The 22081-nt window shown below is 70.2% G+C and carries 20 protein-coding genes; 11 read left to right on the top strand and 9 right to left on the bottom strand.

Annotation, left to right across the window (positions count from 1 at the left end):
- Window positions 1–33: 33 nt before the first annotated feature.
- Window positions 34–1770, top strand: coding sequence for a serine/threonine-protein kinase (locus tag GTY58_RS26170; RefSeq protein WP_010986415.1), 1737 nt, complete (start codon window positions 34–36; stop codon window positions 1768–1770).
- A 41-nt stretch (window positions 1771–1811) separates the two neighbouring features.
- On the opposite strand, the gene GTY58_RS26175 is transcribed toward GTY58_RS26170, so the two are convergent.
- The 3 genes from GTY58_RS26175 to GTY58_RS26185 form a co-directional block, all read right to left on the bottom strand.
- Window positions 1812–2615 carry a hypothetical protein gene (locus GTY58_RS26175; protein WP_010986416.1) on the bottom strand — a complete coding sequence of 268 codons (804 nt, stop codon included), beginning with the start codon at window positions 2613–2615 and terminating at the stop codon, window positions 1812–1814.
- Window positions 2616–3056: 441 nt separating this feature from the next.
- Window positions 3057–3242: a DUF397 domain-containing protein gene (locus GTY58_RS26180; RefSeq protein ID WP_010986417.1), complete on the bottom strand. Its 186-nt coding sequence runs from the start codon at window positions 3240–3242 to the stop codon at window positions 3057–3059.
- A gap of 11 nt (window positions 3243–3253) precedes the next feature.
- On the bottom strand, window positions 3254–4105 hold the full coding sequence (locus tag GTY58_RS26185; RefSeq protein ID WP_010986418.1) for a helix-turn-helix transcriptional regulator: 852 nt from the start codon (window positions 4103–4105) through the stop codon (window positions 3254–3256).
- Between the two features lie 251 nt (window positions 4106–4356).
- On the opposite strand from GTY58_RS26185, the gene GTY58_RS26190 reads away from it, so the two are divergent.
- From GTY58_RS26190 to GTY58_RS26210, 5 genes are all read left to right on the top strand, one after another.
- Window positions 4357–4845 (top strand): ATP-binding protein, encoded by a 489-nt coding sequence (locus GTY58_RS26190; RefSeq protein WP_010986419.1) that lies wholly within the window; start codon window positions 4357–4359, stop codon window positions 4843–4845.
- 104 nt (window positions 4846–4949) lie between these two features.
- Window positions 4950–6323, top strand: a complete 1374-nt coding sequence (locus GTY58_RS26195; protein ID WP_010986420.1) for a diacylglycerol kinase family protein — start codon at window positions 4950–4952, stop codon at window positions 6321–6323.
- Between the two features lie 241 nt (window positions 6324–6564).
- Window positions 6565–8196 (top strand): succinic semialdehyde dehydrogenase, encoded by a 1632-nt coding sequence (locus tag GTY58_RS26200; protein WP_010986421.1) that lies wholly within the window; start codon window positions 6565–6567, stop codon window positions 8194–8196.
- A gap of 64 nt (window positions 8197–8260) precedes the next feature.
- Window positions 8261–10066, top strand: coding sequence for a GMC family oxidoreductase (locus GTY58_RS26205; protein ID WP_010986422.1), 1806 nt, complete (start codon window positions 8261–8263; stop codon window positions 10064–10066).
- Window positions 10067–10384: 318 nt separating this feature from the next.
- Complete coding sequence (locus GTY58_RS26210) at window positions 10385–11131, top strand: hypothetical protein (RefSeq protein ID WP_242432176.1); 747 nt, start codon at window positions 10385–10387, stop codon at window positions 11129–11131.
- Between the two features lie 694 nt (window positions 11132–11825).
- Here the strand turns inward: GTY58_RS26210 and GTY58_RS26215 are convergent.
- Both GTY58_RS26215 and GTY58_RS26220 read right to left on the bottom strand, forming a co-directional pair.
- A complete protein-coding gene (locus GTY58_RS26215) occupies window positions 11826–12110 on the bottom strand; it encodes a chorismate mutase (RefSeq protein WP_010986424.1) in 285 nt (94 codons plus the stop codon).
- Window positions 12111–12375: 265 nt separating this feature from the next.
- Complete coding sequence (locus GTY58_RS26220) at window positions 12376–12921, bottom strand: GtrA family protein (RefSeq protein ID WP_010986425.1); 546 nt, start codon at window positions 12919–12921, stop codon at window positions 12376–12378.
- A gap of 188 nt (window positions 12922–13109) precedes the next feature.
- On the opposite strand from GTY58_RS26220, the gene GTY58_RS26225 reads away from it, so the two are divergent.
- The 3 genes from GTY58_RS26225 to GTY58_RS26235 are packed head-to-tail and all read left to right on the top strand — an operon-like array spanning window position 13110 to window position 15990.
- Complete coding sequence (locus GTY58_RS26225; RefSeq protein WP_037647894.1) at window positions 13110–14261, top strand: 5-(carboxyamino)imidazole ribonucleotide synthase; 1152 nt, start codon at window positions 13110–13112, stop codon at window positions 14259–14261.
- On the top strand, window positions 14258–14791 hold the full coding sequence (gene purE, locus GTY58_RS26230) for a 5-(carboxyamino)imidazole ribonucleotide mutase (protein ID WP_010986427.1): 534 nt from the start codon (window positions 14258–14260) through the stop codon (window positions 14789–14791). Before GTY58_RS26225 ends, purE begins: the two co-directional genes overlap by 4 nt.
- Window positions 14792–14796: 5 nt before the next feature.
- Entirely contained in the window at window positions 14797–15990 is a 1194-nt protein-coding gene (locus GTY58_RS26235; protein ID WP_010986428.1) for a dipeptidase, read from the top strand.
- Window positions 15991–16026: 36 nt separating this feature from the next.
- On the opposite strand, the gene GTY58_RS26240 is transcribed toward GTY58_RS26235, so the two are convergent.
- Both GTY58_RS26240 and GTY58_RS26245 read right to left on the bottom strand, forming a co-directional pair.
- Complete coding sequence (locus GTY58_RS26240; protein ID WP_010986429.1) at window positions 16027–16419, bottom strand: VOC family protein; 393 nt, start codon at window positions 16417–16419, stop codon at window positions 16027–16029.
- Between the two features lie 233 nt (window positions 16420–16652).
- Window positions 16653–17996, bottom strand: coding sequence for a UDP-glucose/GDP-mannose dehydrogenase family protein (locus GTY58_RS26245; protein WP_010986430.1), 1344 nt, complete (start codon window positions 17994–17996; stop codon window positions 16653–16655).
- Window positions 17997–18171: 175 nt separating this feature from the next.
- Here GTY58_RS26245 and GTY58_RS26250 point away from each other — a divergent pair, with 175 nt between their 5' ends.
- A complete protein-coding gene (locus tag GTY58_RS26250; RefSeq protein WP_010986431.1) occupies window positions 18172–19329 on the top strand; it encodes an acyl-CoA dehydrogenase family protein in 1158 nt (385 codons plus the stop codon).
- A gap of 88 nt (window positions 19330–19417) precedes the next feature.
- On the opposite strand, the gene GTY58_RS26255 is transcribed toward GTY58_RS26250, so the two are convergent.
- Window positions 19418–20053: an HAD-IA family hydrolase gene (locus GTY58_RS26255; RefSeq protein WP_010986432.1), complete on the bottom strand. Its 636-nt coding sequence runs from the start codon at window positions 20051–20053 to the stop codon at window positions 19418–19420.
- A complete protein-coding gene (locus GTY58_RS26260; RefSeq protein ID WP_037648016.1) occupies window positions 20053–21348 on the bottom strand; it encodes an LCP family protein in 1296 nt (431 codons plus the stop codon). The genes GTY58_RS26255 and GTY58_RS26260 overlap by 1 nt, the downstream gene beginning before the upstream one ends.
- A 120-nt stretch (window positions 21349–21468) precedes the next feature.
- On the opposite strand from GTY58_RS26260, the gene GTY58_RS26265 reads away from it, so the two are divergent.
- Entirely contained in the window at window positions 21469–22065 is a 597-nt protein-coding gene (locus tag GTY58_RS26265; RefSeq protein WP_037647887.1) for an acyl-CoA thioesterase, read from the top strand.
- Window positions 22066–22081: the final 16 nt, after the last annotated feature.

Below are 22081 nucleotides of genomic sequence, written 5' to 3' on the forward strand. Positions count from 1 at the left end.
TGGCGAAGCGCTTGCCGCGATAAGCATGGAGGCATGAGCAACAACGGGGGAGTCTCCTACGGGGCCGACGAGCCGACGAGTTTCGGTCTGCAACCACCGCGTCCGGGTGTCCCGCACCCGGGAAACCCGTACGCCCAGCCGCAGCCGCAGCCGCAGCCGCAGCCGCAGCCGCAGCCGCAGCCGCAGCCGCAGCCGCAGCCGCAACCCCAGCCCCAGTCGCACGCACACGCGCATGCACACCCCACGCAGCAGATGCCCCCGCAGGCGATGCCCGAGACGCCGCCCGGCGAACCCGGCACCGGCCGCCTCATCGCCGGTCGTTACCGGCTGCTCGCCAAGCTCGGCCACGGTGGCATGGGCACGGTGTGGCGGGCCAAGGACGAGACGGTGGACCGTGAGGTCGCGGTCAAGGAGCCGCGCGTCCCGGACCACCTTCCCGAGCGTGAACGGGCCAACGTGTTCGAGCGGATGCGCCGCGAGGCACGCGCCGCGGCCCGCCTCGACCACCCGGCGGTCGTGAACGTCCATGACGTGGCGGTCGTGGACGGCCGGCCGTGGATCGTGATGGAGCTGGTGCAGGGCCGTTCGCTGGGCGCCGCGCTCCAGGAGGGCACGCTCGGGGCGCGTGAGACGGCGAAAATCGGCCTGGAGGTGCTCGGCGCGCTGGAGGCCGCGCACGCGGCGGGCATCCTGCACCGCGACGTGAAGCCGGACAACGTCCTGCTCGGCCGGCACGACCGGGTCGTCCTCACCGACTTCGGCATCGCCCAGATCGAGGGCGAGACCAATCTGACGGACACCGGCGGCTTCGTCGGCTCGCCCGAGTACATCGCGCCGGAGCGGGTGCTGGGCCAGCGCCCCGGGCCGGCGAGCGACCTGTGGTCCCTCGGCGTGGTGCTGTACGCGGCGGCGGAGGGCGTCTCGCCGTTCCGCCGCAGCAACACCCCCGCGACGCTCCAGTCCGTCCTCAACGCCACGCCGGCTGCCCCGGCCGCGGCGAAGGGAACCCTGGCGCAGGTCATCAACGGACTGCTGAACAAGGACCCGGCGCGCCGCCCGAACGCGGCCGAGGTCCGCCGCCTCCTGGAGGACGCCGCCAGGCCGCCGCAGCAGACGCAGGTCGTGCAGATCGCGGGCCCCGGCGGCAAGGGCTTCCGGGTGGGCCGCAAGGCGCTGTTCGGCCTCGGTGCGGCGGTCGTCGCGGCGGCGGTGGCGGCGTACCTGGTGATCGCGGATCCCTTCGCGGGCCCGCTGCCGGACACCTGGAAGCAGCGCGAGGTCCCGAGGCTGGACGCGACGCTGGCCGTACCGGCGGACTACCAGGTGAGCAGGCCGGAGAAGAGCGACACCGACAAGAACTGGGTGACGTACAGCGACTGGAGCGGCAGCATCTGGATCGGCCTGCACCTGGCGAAGAAGTCCGAGGACACCAGCAACCAGATCAAGGACTCCGCGGCGGCCGAGATGTACGCCGAGAACGGGGAGTTCAAGGAGAGCGGCGCGTACGAACTCTCCATGCCGGAGAAACCGAAGACGCGCACGGCCGAGACCTCGTACCAGGGCAAGAAGGCCGCCGAGAACACGGTGGTCTACACGACCACCGACAGCCAGAACCCCCGCCCGCGCGAGGTGCGGATCTTCTACTACAAGAACTCCGCGGGCAACATGTACAAACTCACGGTGAGTTATCCGGGCAAGGGCGACTTCACCGAGCGCGGCCGCGAGGTGGCGAAGACGGCGATCGCGAACCTGGACGTCGACAAGCTGTGAGCTGGGGTCCACCGGGGCGGTGGACCCCAACCCGACGGGGTTCAGCTGATCTTTGAGGTCTGGGCCGCGATGATCTCGGCCGGGATGTCGTACGCCTTCCCGGACATCATCGCCCCCAGGTTGAGCGTGTAGTACGTGGCGACGACGCTGCCGCGCCGGACGACCTCGCCGTGCACCGTGCCCGTGTCACCGTCCATGTCCCCGGTCACCGCGAACGCCACCGAATCGTCACCTTCGCCGGAGCTCTTCTCCTCGGCAACCTTGGTGAACTTCTGGCTGTCGCCGTCGGAGGAGACCTTGAACCCGTTCGCGCACGCGTCGAGTGCGTCGGAGACGGAGGTCGTGGCCTTCTCGGCGCCGTCCCCCTCGTACGAGGAGAGCGAGACGATGGTCACCGACACGCTCATTCCTTCGGTGAGGGCATCCTCGAACTCCTCTTCCGTCGCGTCTTCGGAGAGGTCCGACGCCGCGCTCGGCGCAGCCTTCTTCTCGGTGACCTGGCGGTTCACGTACGCCGTCGAGTCCCCCGGAGCGAAGCCACTCAGCACGTACGCGAGCGGCTCGCACTTCTCGTCGACGACCTTGATGTCGTCCTTGGAAGTCGTGGCCGCGTCGGCCCGGTCGGCGGACCCGACCTTGTACCCCTTGACGTCGCCCTGGGCGATGATCGACTTCGCCAACTCGGGCTTGCTCAGGGCCTTGGCCGCCCCGGTCGACCGGGAGCCCTTGCCGGAGCCGTCGTCAGCGCTGTCCGACTTGGTCCCGGAACAGCCGGTCGCCAGAGAAAGGGAAAGTATGGACGTGATGACGGCGACGGCGGCGCGGGAGCGAGCGGGTCTATGCATGGCAGTGATCTTTCTGAACAGGAGCGGTATGAGGTGAGAGAAGGTCAGCCGACTTTGAGGGCAAGGTCATTGGTGACGGTGAAGAACGGGCGGACCTGACCCGACCCGCCTGCCGGGGCGGCCGGCTCGGGCTGCCCGGACGCAGTGCCCAGGATTCAGGTCGAACTTCGCAGCGGCGTCCTTGATCCAGTCAATGGCCGAAATTGCATCGTCAGGTCGGGTCGGTCGAGCGGCATCGAAATTCGGCCGACAGTTGACCGAAAATCCCCGCCCACCTGCTGTGACGTCACCGCGGACTGCCTGGGCGCCCGCGGTGAAGAGACTATGAAGCGTAGGTCGAGCAGGCGTCAAACGCTTTAGGAATGAGGATTTCCCGGGCGGCGAGGACGCACCCTCTCCAGGTACGGAGGTACTGGTGGGGTTCCTCCTTCAATCAGGAATTTACAGGGCGGCCCGATTCCGCAGGGCGGATATCAGGGCACTGAGCTGGCGGGTGCCGGTGTTAAGGACGATCTCCGGTTCGTCGCTTTCGCGGAGGAGGATCGTTCCGGTGGGGGTGGTGGCGAGGTAGACGCAGGAAGAGGCTTCCTCGCTGTAGGTGGACTTCTGCCAGTTGAGTTCGGTCACGGGGTCGTCCTTCAAGCGGCGTGGGCGATGCGGTGGATGAGGTCGCGGGACTCATCCGGCTCAAGGGTGGCATTCTCCATGCGGTCCAGGATCAGTCGGTACTTGGTCAACTGTGCCGGGGCGTCGATGAGTTCGCTGCCGTGGGCTGCGTCGAGCTGCGCGGTGTCGAGTGCGCGAACGGGCCCGGAGGCGTAGTCGAGTCCATGGCCGACGGTGGGGAACACGGTGCCGTCGAAGGGGATGACCCGCACGGTGATGTGCGGCTGTTCGCTCACCTCGATGATGTGGTCCAGCTGAGCCCGGGACACCTCGGGGCCTCCGAACCGCATGCGCAGCGCGGCCTCGTGGACGATCGCCGTGTACGACGGTGCCTGCTCGCGGTAAAGGACGGCCTGGCGCTTGATGCGGTGGGAGATGCGGTACTCGATCTCGTGCGGGCGTAGGGCCGGGACCACCTGGCGGAAGAGAGTGCGGGCATGCTCCGGGGTCTGGAGCAGGCCGGGGATGTTGATGACCTGGGCCACCCGCAGGGCCCTGGCGTGGTGCTCCATCTCCGCGACGTCGAGGAAGCGGGGCGGGAGGGTGTCTCGGTACTCCTCCCACCAGCCGCGTTCGCGGTGGGCTGCCATGGCGACGAGGGCATCGATCAAAGGCTCGTCGGTGCAGTCGTAGTTATGGGCGAGGGTGCGAATGCGCTGCTCGCTGAGCCCGAAGCGGCCTGTCTCGATGTTGCTGATCCCGGCCTGGTTGGCGCCGATCATCTCGCCGGCCTCTCGGGCGGTGAGTCCCGCGCCCTCACGCAGCTTGCGCAGCTCAACTCCCAGACGGAGCTGGCGCGCCGTGGGTGTCTGCCGTGGCGGCATGTGTTTCCACTTCCCTTGCCATGAGCAATGCGCGGGTCACCCACACGAGTGGAACGTCGGATGCATCCGCAGATTCCGTAGAAACCATTCTACGGCCACCCTTACGGTGAGTCTCAAGCCGCTCAACTGACCCCACCGGTAAGCCGGAAGCGCACCGCCCTGCCTGCCCAAACGCACGCACGCACGCGACATGCCACCGCCCGGCCGGGGCCGGAGAGCAAACCCAAGTACCGCCACCGCAGGAGGCGTTCATGGTCACCGTATCCCCGCCGAAGTCCGAAGCGTCCCCATCTTGGGCGTACGTGCTTCAGTTGCCCCACGACCGATGTGCCCCGCGCATCGCCCGCGTCACTCTCCGGGCGGTCCTGGCCGGGCACGGGCTGACCGGGCTCACCGACACCGCCGAGCTGGTGACCTCGGAACTCGTCACCAACGCCTACCGCCACACCACCGGCCCCGCCACCCTCCGCCTCCGCGCCCTGGCCGGCGCCCGGCTCCGGGTGAGCGTCTGGGACGCCAACCCCCACATCCCGCCCCCCTTCGACAAGCGCCCGGGCCCGCCGCACCCCGTCCACCCTGCCCCCGTCGAGGCCGACGGCGGGCGTGGGTTGTTCCTCGTATGCCACTACGCGGACGCGTGGGGTGGGTACCCGCTCGGGGGCGGCCTCTTCGGGCGGGGCGGGAAGCTGCTGTGGTGCGAGATCGGACCGCCCGCCGCCGATCGAGTCGCCGCGGCGTGACCGCGCTGGAACGGCGGGCGACAGGCTCCCGCGCCCTACGATGCCCCTGACGACCGCATGACGACCGCATGATCAGGGCGTGACCGGAAGGCGAGGCGACGGCCGTGGGTGTGGTGCTGGAAGAACGGGACCATGCGGCGCAGCGGTGGGCGGCCCGGGGCTCGTTGGGCGCTGCCGTGCTCGCCGTGGTGCTGCCCGTCGTGACCGCCGGGGTCGGCAGCCTGCTGCTCGTCGGGGCCGGGCTGCTCGGCGCGGTGGTCACCGCGGCCGCGCTCTGGTGGGTGCTCACGCGCCGGGGTGTGGTCCGGGCCGCGGCCGCGGTGCTGGCCGTCGGCTCGCCCGTCGGCGTCATCGTGCTCTTCCACGCGGCGCAACTGCTGTGGGTCGTCGTCGTGTCGCTCGTGCTGTGGAGCGTGGCCGTCTGGGCCGGGAAGACCGCGCTCAGCAGTACGCGCTCGCACCACGTGCGGGTGACCGAGTACGAGACGCCCGCTCCCGAGCGGGCCTTCTTCCTGATGAACCCGCGCTCCGGCGGCGGGAAGGTCGAACGGTTCGGGCTGCGCGAGAAGGCGGAGCGGCTCGGGGCGCGCGTCCATCTGCTCGATCCCGAGAGGCCCGAACCCGAAGACGTCGCCGCGCTCGCCAGGGAAGCCGTGGCGAACGGAGCCGACCTGCTCGGCGTCGCAGGCGGAGACGGTACGCAGGCGCTCGTCGCCGCCGTCGCCGCCGAGCACGACATCCCCTTCCTGGTCGTCTCCGCCGGTACCCGCAACCACTTCGCCCTGGACCTCGGGCTCGACCGGGACGATCCTTCGACCTGCCTGGACGCACTCGCCGACGGGGTCGAACTACGGGTGGACCTCGGCTTCGCCGGAGAGCATCCGTTCGTGAACAACGCCTCGTTCGGCGCGTACGCGGCGGTCGTGCAGAGTCCCGCGTACCGCGACGACAAGGTGGGCACCACGCTCGAACTGCTGCCGGACCTGCTGACCGGGCAGCGCGGCCCGCAGCTCACCGCCCGTGCGCAGGACGCCGTGATCGAGGCGCCCCAGGCCCTGCTGATCAGCAACAACCCGTACCGCATGGACGACCCCGCCGGGCTCGGCCGACGTGAGCGCCTGGAGTCCGGGGTGCTCGGCGTCCTGGGCATCAAGGTGGAGAGCGCTGCCGAGGCCGCCGGGCTGCTGCTCGGCCGGCACGCGACCGGCCTCACGGTGCTCACCGCCCGCGAGGTCCTCGTCGACGCCGACCGCCCGCAGATCGACGTGGGCGTCGACGGGGAGGCGCTGGTCCTGCCCACGCCCGTGCGATGCCGTATCGAGCCGGGGGCCCTGCGGGTACGGGTCCCCCGTGACCGGCCCGGGGTGCCCGAGGCGAAACCCCCACTGGACTGGCGCAGACTGCGCAAGCTCGCGGCGACGGTGGGGCGCACGGCGCTGCCGAAGGGGCGCGCGCGGGGTGCGGGGACGCCTCGCTGAAAGCCGTGGTCTGTCCGGTCCCCGCCGGACAACCGTCGGAAATCACCGGCCGACCACCGGCCGACCACCGGCCATCCACCGGCCGACCACCGGCCGACCATCGGACATCCACCGGCCGGCATCGGACAACCCCCTGATCAGCCCATTCGTTGCCACTGATCACTGGCGCCATGTGCGCACTCCGTGAAAGCGCGTTACCGACGGGTACCCAAAGTCTCCGGCCGGGCATACGCTGCCGCTCATGACGGACTCGCAGGCCCCGGAAAAGACCGGCACCGACGACACGACCGGCACCAATCCCCTCGCTCCCGCCCCCGCGGGCGCCCGTACCGCCGCCGACGTGGTCACGCCGGAGCTGGTCGCCCAGCTCACCAAGGGAGTGGTCGGCTCCGGCCGTACCGCCAACCACACGCCGTTCACCGGCGAAAAGCTGGCCGACCTGCCCGAGTCCACCCCCGAGGACGTCGCGACCGCCTTCGAGCGGGCCCGTGCCGCGCAGATCGCCTGGGGCGCGACGCCCGTACGGCAGCGCGCCGCCGTCCTCCTGCGCTTCCACGACCTGGTGCTGGCCCGGCAGGCCGAGGTCCTCGACCTCATCCAGCTGGAGACGGGCAAGGCCCGGCTGCACGCCCACGAAGAGGTGCAGGCCGTCGCGGTCGCCGCCCGGCACTACGGCCGCAAGGCGCCCGCGTACCTGAAGCCCAAGCGGCACGCCGGTGCCATGCCGACGCTCACGCGCGTCACCGAACTCCGCCACCCGCGGGGGGTCGTGGGCCAGATCGCCCCTTGGAACTACCCGCTGGAGCTGTCGGTCGGCGACGCGCTGCCCGCCTTCGTCGCGGGCAACGCCCTCGTCATGAAGCCCGACACCGAGACCTGCCTCACCGCCCTGTGGGCGCGCGACCTGCTCATCGAGGCCGGGCTGCCCGCCGAGGTCTTCCAGGTCGTCATCGGCGAAGGCCCGGTCGTGGGGCCCGAGGTGGTCAAGCACGCCGACTACGTCTCCTTCACCGGCTCCACCCGCACCGGCCGCGAGGTCGCCCAGGGCGCGGCCGCCCGGCTCGTCGGCGTCTCCCTCGAACTCGGCGGCAAGAACGCCATGCTGGTCCTGGAGGACGCCGACATCGACAAGGCGGCCGCCGGCGCCGTCCGCGCCTGCTTCTCCTCCGCCGGGCAACTGTGCATCTCCATCGAGCGGCTGTACGTCCACGAGTCCGTCGCCGACGCGTTCGCGGAGCGCTTCGCCGCCCGGACCAGGGCGATGCGGCTCGGCACGTCCCTCGCGTACGGCGCCGACATGGGCTCGCTGGTCGGCGAGCGCCAGCTGGAGACCGTGACCCGGCATGTCGACGAGGCCGTCGCGAAGGGCGCGAAGCTCCTCGCGGGCGGCGTCGCGCGCCCGGACATCGGCCCCTACTTCTACGAGCCCACCATCCTCGACGGTGTCGAGGCCCCGATGTCCGTGTGCACCGAGGAGACCTTCGGCCCGGTCGTCTCCCTCTACCGCTTCAAGACCGAGGACGAGGCGGTCGAACTCGCCAACTCCACGCCGTACGGCCTCAACGCGTCCGTCTGGACGAAGGACGGCCGGCGCGGACGCGCGGTCGCGGCCCGCCTGCGCACCGGCACGGTCAACGTCAACGACGGCTACGCGCCCGCGTACGGCAGCGTCCAGTCGCCGATGGGCGGCATGAAGGACTCCGGCCTCGGCCGCCGCCACGGCTCCGAAGGCATCCTCAAGTACACCGAGGCGCAGACCGTCGCCCACCAGCGGCTGCTGCCGATGGCGCCGTCGCTCGGCATGGACGACGAGAAGTACGCGGAGTTCATGAGCCGCAGCCTCAAGGCGATGAAGGCGCTCCGGCTGCGCTAGCGCCCCGTAAGGGGCGCGGGGAACTGCGCGAGCGACCACGGACGACCCGCAGCGAGGAGAACACGTGCCACAGGAGAACTCTGCCCAACCGCCGGTGGGCTACCCGTACGACTACGACGTCATCGTCGTCGGTTCCGGCTTCGGCGGGTCGGTCACGGCCCTCAGGCTCACCGAGAAGGGCTACCGCGTAGGCGTGCTGGAGGCGGGCCGCCGCTTCACGCGCGAGTCGCTGCCCAAGAACTCCTGGGACATCAAGAACTATCTGTGGGCGCCCAGGCTCGGCATGTACGGCATCCAGCGCATCCACCTCCTGGGCAACGTCATGGTGCTGGCGGGCGCCGGGGTCGGCGGCGGCTCCCTCAACTACGCGAACACCCTCTACGTACCGCCGAAGGCCTTCTTCGACGACCCGCAGTGGAAGGACATCACCGACTGGCAGGAGGAACTGAAGCCGTACTACGACCAGGCGCGGCGCATGCTGGGCGTGCGGCTCAACCCGACCATGACGCCGTCGGACGTCCACCTCAAGGCGGCCGCCGGGCGGATGGGCGTCGGTGACACCTTCCACATGGCGCCGGTCGGTGTCTTCTTCGGCGACGGGCAGGACGCGGACGGGACGGCGAAGGCCAAGCCGGGCGGCGAAGTGGAAGACCCCTACTTCGGCGGCGCGGGGCCCGCCCGCAAGGCGTGCACCGAGTGCGGGGAGTGCATGACGGGCTGTCGCCACGGGGCGAAGAACACCCTCAACGAGAACTATCTCCACCTCGCCGAGCGGGCCGGCGCCGTCGTGCACCCGATGACGACCGTCGTCGCGGTCACCGACGACTCGCAGGGCGGGTACGCGGTCCAGACCCTGCCCACCGACGAGAAGCGCAAGGGCCGGGGCAGGACCTTCAAGGCGCGGCGGGTGGTCGTCGCCGCCGGTACGTACGGCACGCAGACCCTGCTGCACCGGATGAAGGAGGGCCGTCAACTGCCCTACCTGTCCGGCAGGCTGGGCGAGCTGACCCGTACCAACTCCGAGGCGCTGGTCGGCGCGCAGACCGACTCCCGCCGCTACCGCAAGGCGCACGGCGAGCCCACGGTCGACTTCACGCGCGGGGTCGCCATCACGTCCTCCATCCACCCCGACGCGAACACCCACATCGAGCCGGTCCGCTACGGCCGGGGCTCGAACGCGATGGGCGGCCTGTCCATCCTCCAGGTCCCCTACGCGGAGGGCTCCTCGCGGCTGCTCGCCTGGCTGGCCAACGCGGCGAAACACCCGCTGCTGGTGGCCCGCTCGCTCTCCAACCGCCGCTGGTCCGAGCGGACCATCATCGGCCTGGTGATGCAGTCGCTGGACAACTCCCTGACGACGTATCTGAAACCGAAGGGCGCGGGCAAGGGCCTGCTGACGGCACGCCAGGGGCACGGCGCGCCCAACCCCAAGCAGATCAGGGCGGCTTCGCAGGCCGCGACCGTGATCGCCGAGGAGATCAACGGATTCCCGGGCAGCAACGTGGGCGAGCTGATGGGAACACCGCTGACCGCGCACTTCCTGGGTGGCTGCCCGATCGGCGACTCGCCGGCGTCGGGGGTCATCGACCCGTACCACCGGCTGTACGGCCACCCCGGTATCTCGGTCGTCGACGGCGCCGCGGTCTCCGCGAACCTCGGCGTGAACCCGTCGCTCACCATCACGGCCCAGGCCGAGCGGGCGATGTCGTACTGGCCCAACAAGGGCGAGGCGGACCCGCGTCCGGCGCAGGGAGCGGCGTACGAACGCCTGAAGCCGGTGGAGCCGCGGCACCCGGCGGTCCCGGCGGACGCGTTCGGCGCGCTCAGGCTGCCGTTCCTGGGGATGCCGACGGTGCCGCCGAAGGAGTAGCGGCCCCTTCCCGGGCAGAAGGTCTCCGGGCAAGAAGTCCGGGCAAGAAGAAGGACCTGTGCCCCCCTCCGAGCCCAGGTCCTTCTTCTGTTTCAAGCGCCGCTGGGCACGGATGTGGCCATTGGTTCTTATGTGTGACCGGTGAGATGAGTAAAGGGTTGCCCTCCCCTTCACGGAATTCCCATGTGTCCTGAGTCACATGGGAATACGGGTCGACTCCGCCGCCGACGGCCGATGTCACGCGCCAGAAGTCTGTGCGATCCTGTCGCGCCGGGCCACGACGGGGGCCATGTCGAAGGATGCGTGAGGGTGGGAAACGTGAAGTCAAAGGTGTCGCGGATCGCGGTGGCCGTCTCGGTGGCGGCCGCGCTGGGGCTGACCGCGGCGTGCGGCGGGGGCGGCGGTGACGGCGGCAAGGGGGCGAAGCCGTCGAAGGCCAAGGGCTCGGAGGCGGCCCAGGCCGACCCGAAGGCATCGCCCGCGGGCAGCGGGGCGCTGACCCGGGCCGAGTTGGAGAAGGCGGCCCTGGCGTCCGGTGACGTCAAGGGCTACGGGGTCAAGAAGACGGCCGCGTCGGACATCGGCCTCGACTCCGTACCGGCGGACCCGGCTGCCTGCCAGCCCGTCGCGGACATGTTCCTGTTCACCAGCGACCCGGCCGCGCGGGCCGCCGTGGGCCGCAGCTTCGCCGCCAAGGACGACCTCGACGCCTCGGTCACCTCCCTGGCGCTCCTCGCGTACGGCTCCGGCGAGGCGGAGCAGGTCCTCGACGGTCTGCGCACGTCGACCGGCAAGTGCACCAAGTACGAGCACACCGGCTACCAGTACTCCGGGGTCAAGGTGCTCAAGGACCCGGGTCTCGGCGACGAGTCCGTCGCGTACCGGCTCCTCGGCTCGATCGAGGGCGCCTCGGTGCCGACGACCTTCACCGTCGTACGCGTCGGCACGACCGTCGTCACCTTCACCGCGATGAACATGCTGGACGGGGACAAGGTGAAGGTCCCGTCCGCGATCGTCGACGCCCAGCTGAAGAAGCTCAAGAAGCTGAAGAAGGCGACGGCCTGAGCGCGGGCGTCCGCCGGAGCGAGACCGGGCGAAGGGCCCCGCGGATCCGTCCGCGGGGCCCTTCTTCGTCAGCACCGACGTCAGGGCAGCGCCGGTGCCTGGGAAGCGGCGCCGGGGGGTTGCGCCGCTTGAACCCGGGTCGACCCGATCATCTCGATCACCTGGAACGGCCGCCGTCGTGCGCCCGGCGCACTCGGGGCGTGCGCATGGTGTCGACCATTGGCAGTCAGGCGGTGCGATGCGTGTGTCTGCGGTTGTCTGCTGTGGGACCGGGACCGGGACCCGGACTGGGGACGGCCCGGTTGTCGCCATGGCCGCCGGGGCTGTGCCGCCGTACGGGCTGTTCTACGCATCGTGCTGGATGGTCCGCGGCCTTCGCAACCGTCTCGACCGCCCTTGAACAGATTCCGCCGGCCGGCCCCGGGCGTCCCCGGAGCCGACCGTACTTGGGTGACCGGGCTGCTGTCCCCTGCCGTCCGGTCACAACCCTGGAGCGAGGTCCCACGACGCACAGCACGATCCGTGCGCCTCATCGCTCCATTCGGAGCCACGCGTGGTTCTTGCGAGCCCGCCCCTGGCTGGCACGGACATCGGGACCAACGAAGCCCACGCGGCCCGGTCACGCGCCGTACGGGTGAGACGGCGTACGCACCGGGTACGCCGGACACCCGTCGTACCCGGGCCCGCGCCGTTCTCAGATGCGGCCCCGGCACAGTTCGAGCAGCGTCATGGCCAGCGAGGTGCCGGGCTTGCCGAGGGCGTCCCTGAAGTGGCCGAGGACCTCCATCTCGCGGGAGAGGTTCACCCGGCGGCCGCCCGACGCGATCCGCGCCTCCTGGATGACGGCGGACACGGCCATCCGTTCCTGGACGAGCCCGATGATCCGGTCGTCGAGGGAGTCGATGCGCTCACGGGCACCGCTGATGACATCGGCGGCCTCGACGGTACGGGCGCCGGTCCTGTCGAGTACTTCGGCCATGGTGGGGCTCCTCTGTGGGAAGGGGTGCCCCGGATCGGCAGGACCCGGAAACGCCAGACGCCCCGGGCCTTGTCGGCCCGGGGCGCCTGGGAAGTCGCTTGTCAGTGGCTCAAGCAGCACGACCATGGCAGCCGGTGGGCCGGTTGCCATAGGTAAAGAGGAAGGTCGGGTGCGCGAGCATGAAGTCAGTATGCACGCGGGCCGGGAACCTTCCAAGTCCGGGCCCGCTCCGGTCGCCCGGCAGACGGGAAGGTGACGACAGGGCCTAGCGGATCCGGGGGCTGGACCCGGGCCGGGGTCGCTCGGGTTCCTCCTCAAGGAACGATTCCGCACTCGCTATGGCCTCCCGGGCCGGCAGCGTGCGGAACACCCATGTGCGGTAGGACCAGAAGCGGAAGAGCGTCGCGAGGCCGATGCCGAGGAACTTGAAGATGTTGCTCTGCAACGGGCTGTCCCAGCCGAAGCTGTACGTCGCCACGTACAGCACACCGTTCTCGATGACCAGGCCCACCGCGCTGAACAGCAGGAACAGCGTCAGTTCCTTGGTGCGGCCACTCTTGTCACGGTCCCGGTACGTGAAGTAGCGGAAGCCGATGTAGTTGCAGATGATCGCGACGATCGTGGCGATCACACTGGCGCGGACGACCTGGAGGCCGGTGACACTGCGTACCAGGTTGAACACGAGGAGGTTGACCAGCAGGCCCGCGCCACCTACCGCGCCGAACTTCGCGATCTCGCGCGTGAGCTGGTCGAACTGCCGTCGCACGGAGCCGTGGGGCTTGTCCTTGAGGCCCGTGGAGCCACTGCCCATCGTGTAGCCAGCCCCTGTCGGTCGGATGCGTCGAGCGTTTCGTCGACCCAGCCATGCTAACCAGCGACCGTGTGCCGTGCCTGTGGACCGGCACACGGCCACGCAAAGACCCACCCATGGGCGGCCCCGGAAGCGGCACCCTCAGGTACCGAAACCGGCCACTATGGCGCGGCCGATACTCTTGGAGCGTGACGTTCCCGGTAGTCGGCATGGTCGGCGGGGGTCAGCTCGCTCGTATGACACACGAGGCAGGCATCCCGCTCGGCATCAGGTTCAAGCTCCTCAGTGACACCCCTCAGGATTCCGCGGCGCAGGTCGTCGGCGATGTCGTCATAGGCGACTACCGCGACCTCGACACGCTGCGCGAGTTCGCGAAGGGGTGCGATGTGATCACCTTCGATCACGAACACGTACCCACCGAGCACCTACGGGCCCTGGAGGCGGACGGCATCCCCGTCCGCCCGGGGCCTGACGCGCTCGTGCACGCCCAGGACAAGGGCGTGATGCGGGCGAAGCTCGACGCGATCGGGGTGCCGTCCCCGCGGCACCGGATCGTGCGCGACGTCGACGACGTCGCCGCCTTCGCGGCCGAGGGCGACGGTTTCCCCGTCATCCTCAAGACCGTCCGCGGCGGCTACGACGGCAAGGGGGTGTGGTTCGTGCGCTCGGCCGAGGAGGCCGAGGACCCCTTCCGCGCGGGCGTCCCGGTCCTCGCCGAGGAGAAGGTCGACTTCGTACGGGAACTCGCGGCGAACGTCGTGCGCTCGCCGCACGGGCAGGCGGTCGCCTACCCCGTCGTCGAGTCCCAGCAGGTCGACGGCGTCTGCGACACGGTGATCGCACCCGCGCCCGGCATCTCGGACGAGCTGGCCCTCGAGGCCGAGGCGCTGGCCCTGCGCATCGCGAAGGAACTCGGCGTCGTCGGTCACCTGGCCGTCGAGCTCTTCGAGACGGTGACCGCCGAGGGCGACCACCGCATCCTCGTCAACGAACTGGCGATGCGCCCGCACAACTCGGGCCACTGGACCCAGGACGGCGCGATCACGTCCCAGTTCGCCAACCACGTCCGCGCGGTCCTCGACCTCCCCCTCGGCGACCCGCGCCCGCGCGCCACGTGGACGGTCATGGCGAACGTCCTCGGCGGCGACTACCCGGACATGTACTCCGCGTACCTGCACTGCATGGCCCGCGACCCCCAGCTCAAGATCCATATGTATGGCAAGGACGTGAAGCCCGGCCGTAAGGTCGGCCACGTGAACACCTACGGCGACGACCTGGACGACGTCCTCGAGCGCGCCCGTCACGCAGCCGGTTACCTGAGAGGCACGATCACCGAATGACCGCACCCGTAGTTGGCATCGTCATGGGGTCGGACTCCGACTGGCCCGTCATGGAGGCCGCAGCGCAGGCCCTCGACGAGTTCGAGATCCCGTACGAGGTGGACGTCGTCTCCGCGCACCGGATGCCGCACGAGATGATCGCGTACGGCGAGCAGGCGGCGGAGCGCGGGCTGAAGGCGATCATCGCGGGTGCGGGCGGCGCCGCCCATCTGCCCGGCATGCTGGCGTCCGTGACCCCGCTGCCCGTCATCGGCGTGCCCGTCCCGCTGAAGTACCTCGACGGCATGGACTCGCTGCTGTCGATCGTGCAGATGCCGGCCGGTGTCCCGGTCGCGACCGTCTCCGTCGGCGGCGCGCGCAACGCGGGCCTGCTGGCCGCGCGGATGCTGGCCGCGCACGACGCGGAACTCCTCACCCGCATGCGGGAGTTCCAGCAGGAACTGAACGACCAGGCCACCGAGAAGGGCAAGCGGCTGCGCGCCAAGGTCGACGGCGCGTCGGGCGGCTTCGGCTTCGGCTCGGGGAAGTGACGCGGATGTCCTCGCCGGAGCAGGCCTCTTTGGAGCGCGCCCGCGAACTCCTCGCCGAGTTCCCCGTCGTCGACGGCCACAACGACCTGCCCTGGGCCCTGCGCTCCCAGGTCCGCTACGACCTCGACGCCCGCGACATCGCCACCGACCAGCGCGCCCACCTGCACACCGACCTCCCGCGGCTGCGCGAGGGCGGCGTCGGCGCGCAGTACTGGTCGGTGTACGTCCGCTCGGACCTGCCCGGCGCCCTCACCGCGACGCTCGAACAGATCGACTGCGTACGGCAGTTGATCGCCCGTCACCCCGCCGATCTGCGGGGTGCGCTGACGGCGGCGGACATGGAGGCGGCGCGCGCGGAGGGCCGTATCGCGTCGCTGATGGGCGCCGAGGGCGGCCACTCCATCGACAACTCCCTGGCCGCGCTGCGGGGGTTGTACGCGCTGGGCGTGCGCTACATGACGCTGACCCACAACGACAACATCGCGTGGGCGGACTCGGCGACGGACGTGCCCGCGGTGGGCGGTCTGTCGGAGTTCGGCCGCGAGGTCGTCCGGGAGATGAACCGCGAGGGCATGCTCGTGGACCTCTCGCACGTGGCGGCGACGACCATGCGGGACGCGCTGGACACCACGGCCGCGCCCGTGATCTTCTCCCACTCCTCCGCGCGGGCGGTGTGCGACCACCCGCGCAACATCCCGGACGACGTACTGGAGCGGCTCCCCGGCAACGGGGGAGTGGCGATGGTGACGTTCGTACCGAAGTTCGTGCTCCAGGCGGCCGTCGACTGGACGGCCGCCGCGGACGGGAACATGCGGGCGAACGGCTTCCACCACCTGGACACCACACCGGAGGCCATGAAGGTCCACCGCGCCTTCGAGGAGACGCACCCGCGCCCCGTGGCCACCGTGTCGACGGTGGCGGACCACCTGGACCACATGCGCGAGGTGGCCGGCGTCGACCACATCGGCATCGGCGGCGACTACGACGGCACGGCCTTCACCCCGGAGGGCCTGAGCGACGTCTCCGGCTACCCGAACCTGCTCGCGGAGCTGCTCGACCGCGGCTGGTCGAGCACCGACCTGGCCAAGCTGACCTGGCAGAACGCGGTACGGGTGCTGGGCGCGGCCGAGGACGTGGCGCGGGACCTCCAGGCGAAGCGGGGACCGTCGAACGCGACGCTGGGGCAGCTGGACTGCTGACGCGCCGACCTGGACGGCTGAGACGGTCGAGCGGGCTCAGGACTCCTCGATCCGGCAGAGGCAGAACGGATGCCCCGCCGGATCCGCGTACACCCGGAAGTCCTTCTTGACGTCGTCCTCCAGATCCAGTGGCCGCGCGCCGAGCGCCAGCACCCTCTCGTGGGCCGCGTCGACCTCTTCCCAGGTGGCCCCGGCGTCGAGGTCGAGATGGAACTGCTGGGAGTTCCGGTCGGCCCGCGGCCACTCGGGCGGGGTGTGTCCGGGCGCCCGCTGGAAGGACAGCAGCGGACCGCCCGGGACCTGGAGCACGACCCAGTCGGGGTCCTCGTCCTCGGGTGAGCCGCCGACGATCCCGGCGTAGAAACGGGCCAGCTCCCGGGGATCGGGGCAGTCCAGCACGACGGAGCGGAAACGGGTCACAGCGGCCATCTCGTCCTCCGGCTATCGGTCAGCAGACACAGAGACAGCACGGGTGCCCCGCCGGGCCCGCGTGAACCCGATCCGGCCCGCGAGCGCCTCGTCCAGGCCCGCTACGGACGGCCGGTTGGGTGGTCGCCGCTCGCCGGGCACCCCGGTGGGGCAGAATGCAACAGACACCGGTCCGGCCGACTGAGCCTCGGCCGGACCGGTGTCCTTCGTCCGGTCCGGCCGACAGGCCCCGGCTAGGCGGTGGGGCGGCCCATCGCGCGGTACGTCCAGCCCGCCCGGCGCCACAGCTGCGGGTCGAGGGCGTTGCGCCCGTCGAGCAGGACGCGGGCCGAGGCGGCCTCGCCGAGGGCCGCCGGGTCCAGCTCACGGAACTCGCGCCACTCGGTCAGGTGCAGTACGACATCGGCGCCCCGCACGGCCCCGACCGCCGAGTCGGCGTAGCCGAGCGTCGGGAACAGCCGCCGGGCGTTGTCCATGCCCTTCGGGTCGTACACCGTGACCTGGCCGCCCTGGAGGTGGATCTGCCCGGCGACGTTCAGCGCGGGCGAGTCGCGTACGTCGTCGGAGTCGGGCTTGAAGGTGGCACCGAGGACGGCGACCCGCTTCCCCAGAAACGATCCGCCACCGAGCGCCTCGCGCGCCATCTCGACCATCTGGCCACGGCGGCGCATGTTGATCGAGTCGATCTCGCGCAGGAAGGTCAGCGCCTGGTCGGCGCCCAGCTCGCCGGCGCGCGCCATGAAGGCACGGATGTCCTTGGGCAGGCACCCGCCACCGAAGCCGATCCCGGCCCGCAGGAACTTCTTGCCGATCCGGTCGTCGTGACCGAGCGCCTCGGCCAGCTGGACGACATCGCCGCCCGCGGCCTCGCAGACCTCGGCCATCGCGTTGATGAAGGAGATCTTGGTGGCGAGGAAGGAGTTGGCGGAGGTCTTCACCAGCTCGGCGGTCGGGAAGTCGGTCACCACGAAGGGCGAGCCCTCGGCGACCGGAGTCGTGTACACCTCACGCAGCAGCTTCTCGGCGCGCTCGCTGCGCACGCCGACGACGATCCGGTCGGGGTGCAGGGTGTCCTGGACGGCGAAGCCCTCGCGCAGGAACTCGGGGTTCCAGGCGAGCTCGGCGTCCTCACCGGCGGGCGCCAGCTCCGCGAGCCGGGCCGCGAGCCGGTCCGCCGAGCCGACGGGCACGGTGGACTTGCCGACGACGAGGGCGGGGGCCTTCAGATGCGGGGCGAGTGCCTCGAAGGCGCTGTCGACGTACGACATGTCGCACGCGTACTCACCGTGCTTCTGCGGCGTGTTCACACAGACGAAGTGGACGTCGCCGAACTCCGCGACCTCGGCGAAGTCCATGGTGAAGCGCAGCCGCCCGGTGGACCCCTCGATCCCGGCGACGTGCTTGCGCAGCAGCTCCTCGAGACCGGGCTCGTACATCGGGACCTCGCCCCGCTGGAGCATCTCGATCTTCTCGGGCACGACGTCGAGACCGAGCACCTCGAAACCGAGCTCGGCCATGGCCGCGGCGTGTGTGGCGCCGAGATAGCCGGTGCCGATCACGGTGATCTTGAGGGCCATGGGTGCTCCAGAGTTCAGCGGCCGTGGGTGCGGTGCCCGAGCATAGTCGGGGCATGCCCGGCCGCTTCACCGGGCAACTTCCCCCTGTCGCCAAGCTCACGTATGCGTCCTGTGGGCAGGCCCTTAAAATTTGGGTTACTTAACGGTAATTAGCATCCTTGGAGCGTGAGAGACCTTGGCCGGATCGGCTGATTTCGACCTGTACCGCCCGTCCGAGGAGCACGACATGCTCCGGGACGCGATCCGCGCGCTGGCCGAGGCGAAGATCGCGCCGTACGCCGCCGCGGTGGACGAGGAGGCCCGCTTCCCGCAGGAGGCGCTGGACGCCCTGGTCGCCAACGACCTGCACGCCGTGCACGTACCCGAGAGCTACGGCGGCGCGGGCGCGGACGCGCTGGCCACGGTCATCGTGATCGAGGAGGTGGCCCGCGTCTGCGTGTCGTCCTCCCTGATCCCGGCCGTGAACAAGCTCGGCTCCCTGCCGGTGATCCTCTCCGGCTCCGAGGACCTGAAGAAGAGGTACCTGTCGCCGCTGGCCAAGGGCGACGCGATGTTCTCGTACGCGCTCTCCGAGCCGGACGCGGGTTCGGACGCGGCGGGGATGAAGACGCGGGCGGTCCGCGACGGCGACTCCTACGTCCTCAACGGTGTGAAGCGCTGGATCACCAACGCGGGCGTGAGCGACTACTACACGGTCATGGCGGTCACCGACCCCACGAAGCGCTCCAAGGGCATCAGCGCCTTCGTGGTCGAGAAGGCGGACGAGGGCGTCTCCTTCGGCGCCCCGGAGAAGAAGCTCGGCATCAAGGGCTCGCCGACCCGCGAGGTCTACCTCGACAACGTGCGCATCCCGGCGGACCGCATGATCGGCGAGGAGGGCACGGGCTTCGCCACGGCGATGAAGACCCTGGACCACACCCGCATCACGATCGCCGCGCAGGCCCTCGGTGTCGCCCAGGGCGCCCTCGACTACGCCAAGGGCTATGTCCAGGAGCGCAAACAGTTCGGCAAGGCGATCGCCGACTTCCAGGGCATCCAGTTCATGCTCGCGGACATGGCGATGAAGATCGAGGCCGCGCGTCAGCTGACGTACGCGGCCGCCGCCAAGTCGGAGCGCGGCGACAAGGACCTCACCTTCCAGGGCGCGGCGGCCAAGTGCTTCGCGTCGGACGTGGCGATGGAGGTCACCACGGACGCGGTCCAGCTGCTCGGCGGCTACGGCTACACCCGTGACTACCCGGTCGAGCGCATGATGCGCGACGCCAAGATCACCCAGATTTATGAGGGCACGAACCAGGTCCAGCGCATCGTCATGGCGAGGAACCTGCCCTAGCGGCAGCTCGGCGGCTTCGTTCGGCCCGCGGAGACAGCACGGCCCCCGGCAGCGCGCCGGGGGCCGTTCGCATGGGGTGGTGAGCCGGTCAGAGAAGCGGCGCCAGCGCCCGCTCCAGATCCGTCGCTTCGTGGAAGTGGACGGCGCGCAGGCCAAGGGCGGCCGCCGCGTCCACGTTCTCCCGGGTGTCGTCGACGAACAGGCACCGGTCGAGCCGTACGCCCGCCCGGGCCGCGGCGAGTTCGAAGATCCGCGGATCCGGCTTGACCAGGCCGACGCGGGCGCTGCTGACGACGTGGTCCGCGAGATCGGACAGGCCGAGGGACGCCAGGTCGGCCTCCAGCTGGACCGTCGCGTTGGTGACGAGGACCAGCGGCATCCGGGTCCGGGCGCGGCGCAGGAGCGACACGACCGTCCCGTCGGCCCCAAAAGGCAGCTCGATGAGCGCCTTCCCCAGCTCATGGGCCTGTGTCCCGGACACCAGGCCGGTGAGACCGTCCACGATCGACAGCACCCACTCCTGGGGGGTGATCCGGCCCAGCAGCACCGGCCGGACCGCCTCCGGGGCGAACGCCACCTTGGCCGTGGTGCCCTCGGCCAGCCCGACGGCGCGTTCCAGAGCGGTCAGCCCGGACGGGTCGTAGAACCGGATCACGTTGTCGACGTCGCACAGCACCGCGTCGAACGGCGGCTCGCCGAGGGCTCGGGTCGGGGCGGGTGTCATCAGTTGCCCGACACCGTCACCTTCTCGTCGTTCTTCAGCTCGTTCACCAGGGCCTTGACCTTCGCCTTGTCCCAGACGAGGTTGCCGCCCGAGGAGCCCGAGATCGGCATGTTCATGGACGTGCCGTCGCCGCCCGTGACGCCCTTCATCGCCCAGAACATGTCGGCCAGGTCGAACAGGCCCATGTCCTTGTCGACGATCAGGGTGTCGAGGCCCGAGCTCAGCGTCGGGTACAGCTTGAACGGGTTGAGGACGGTGGACGGCGTCGCCACCTGGTGGGCGAGGGCCGACAGGAACTTCTGCTGGTTCTTCGTGCGCTCCAGGTCCGAGGCCGCGAAGGCGTGCCGGGTGCGGACGAAGGCCAGCGCCTGCTCACCGTTGAGGGTCTGCTTGCCCGCCTTGAAGTCGGCGCCCGAGAACGTGTCCTTGAAGCCCTTGTCCAGGGTCATCTCCACGCCGCCGACCGAGTCGACGATGTTCGCGAAGCCGGCGAAGCCGATCTCCACGTAGTGGTCGATGTGCAGGCCGGTGTTGTACTCGATCGTGCGGACGAGCAGCTCGGGGCCGTCCTCCGCGTACGCCGCGTTCAGCTTCACGTGGCGGCCCGTGCCCGGGTAGGTCTTGCCGGACGTGGAGCCCTTGAACGTCGGTATCTCCACGTCCGAGTCACGGGGCAGGGAGACCAGCGTGGAGCCGTTGTCCCCGGTGTGCAGGATCATCATCGAGTCCGTGCGCTTGCCTTCGGCGGACCCGGTGTGCAGCTTCTTCTTCTCCTCGGCGGACATGCCCGCGCGGCTGTCGGAGCCCACGATCAGGTAGTTCGTGCCCTCGCCCGTGTCGGGCCGGTCGATGACCTTGGAGAGGTCGACCTCGCGGTTGAGCTTGGAGTCGGCCCAGAAGTAGGTGCTGACGGAGACCACGACCATCAGCGTGACCAGCGTGATCGCGGTCCACTTGATCCGCCGGCGCCAGTTCGGTGCGGGCCGCGGACCCCGCGTACCCATGCCGCCCGGTCCCTGCGGGCCGCCGCCGTTCGGCGTGCCGTAGACATGGCCCGTGTTGTAGCCGCTGTCGTATCCGTCGTCGTACCCCTGCCCGTCGACGTACGACGGCTGCTGGGGTACGCCGCCGCCGTACGGCGGCGCGGACTGGTACGGCCCCGGTCCGCCGGAGCCGCGCTGGACCTGCCGCATCACGCGCGCGCCCTCGGGCTGTGCGCCGGCGCTGCCTCGTCCGTAGCGGCCGCCACCGTTGCTGCGGTTGTCGCCGGACCTTCCCTCGGGCCAATCGTTCATGCCGCCCAGTGTGCAGTGCTGGACCACATGCCTTACAAGGGTTGCCGGAAAACCGGGTCAGTGCTGTGGCCAAGCTGACACAAAGTCTCCCGATTGTCGTCCCGGCATAAGGTGGAGGCCATGACACACCAGGCCACCGCTGCGGAATCAGAAATTCCGGGCGCACATCAGGGTGCGGCTCCGGGCGAAGGCCCGGGCGAGATCCCCGGGAAGCCCACCTCCGCCTCCCGGACCACCCTCAGCCACATCATGACCCACAACGACACGAACCTTCTGGGGACCGTGCACGGTGGCGTGATCATGAAACTCGTCGTCGACGCGGCGGGAGCCGTGGCCGGACGCCACTCCGGCGGCCCGGCCGTCACCGCCTCCATGGACGAGATGGTGTTCCTGGAGCCGGTCAGGGTCGGCGACCTCGTGCATGTGAAGGCGCAGGTCAACTGGACCGGCCGCACCTCCATGGAGGTCGGCGTACGAGTCCTGGCCGAACGCTGGAACGAGTCCGCGCCGGCCACCCAGGTCGGCTCCGCCTATCTCGTCTTCGCCGCCGTCGACGCCGACGGCAAGCCCCGCCGCGTGCCCCCGGTCCTGCCGGAGACCGAGCGCGACAAGCGCCGCTACCAGGAGGCCCAGATCCGCCGCACCCACCGTCTCGCCCGCCGCCGCGCGATCATGGATCTGCGGGAGAAGCGCGCGGCGGAGGGGCTCGACGACTGACGCGGCCGGAGCAGCC

Source organism: Streptomyces sp. SID5469, assembly GCF_009862865.1.
Lineage (GTDB): Bacteria > Actinomycetota > Actinomycetes > Streptomycetales > Streptomycetaceae > Streptomyces > Streptomyces avermitilis.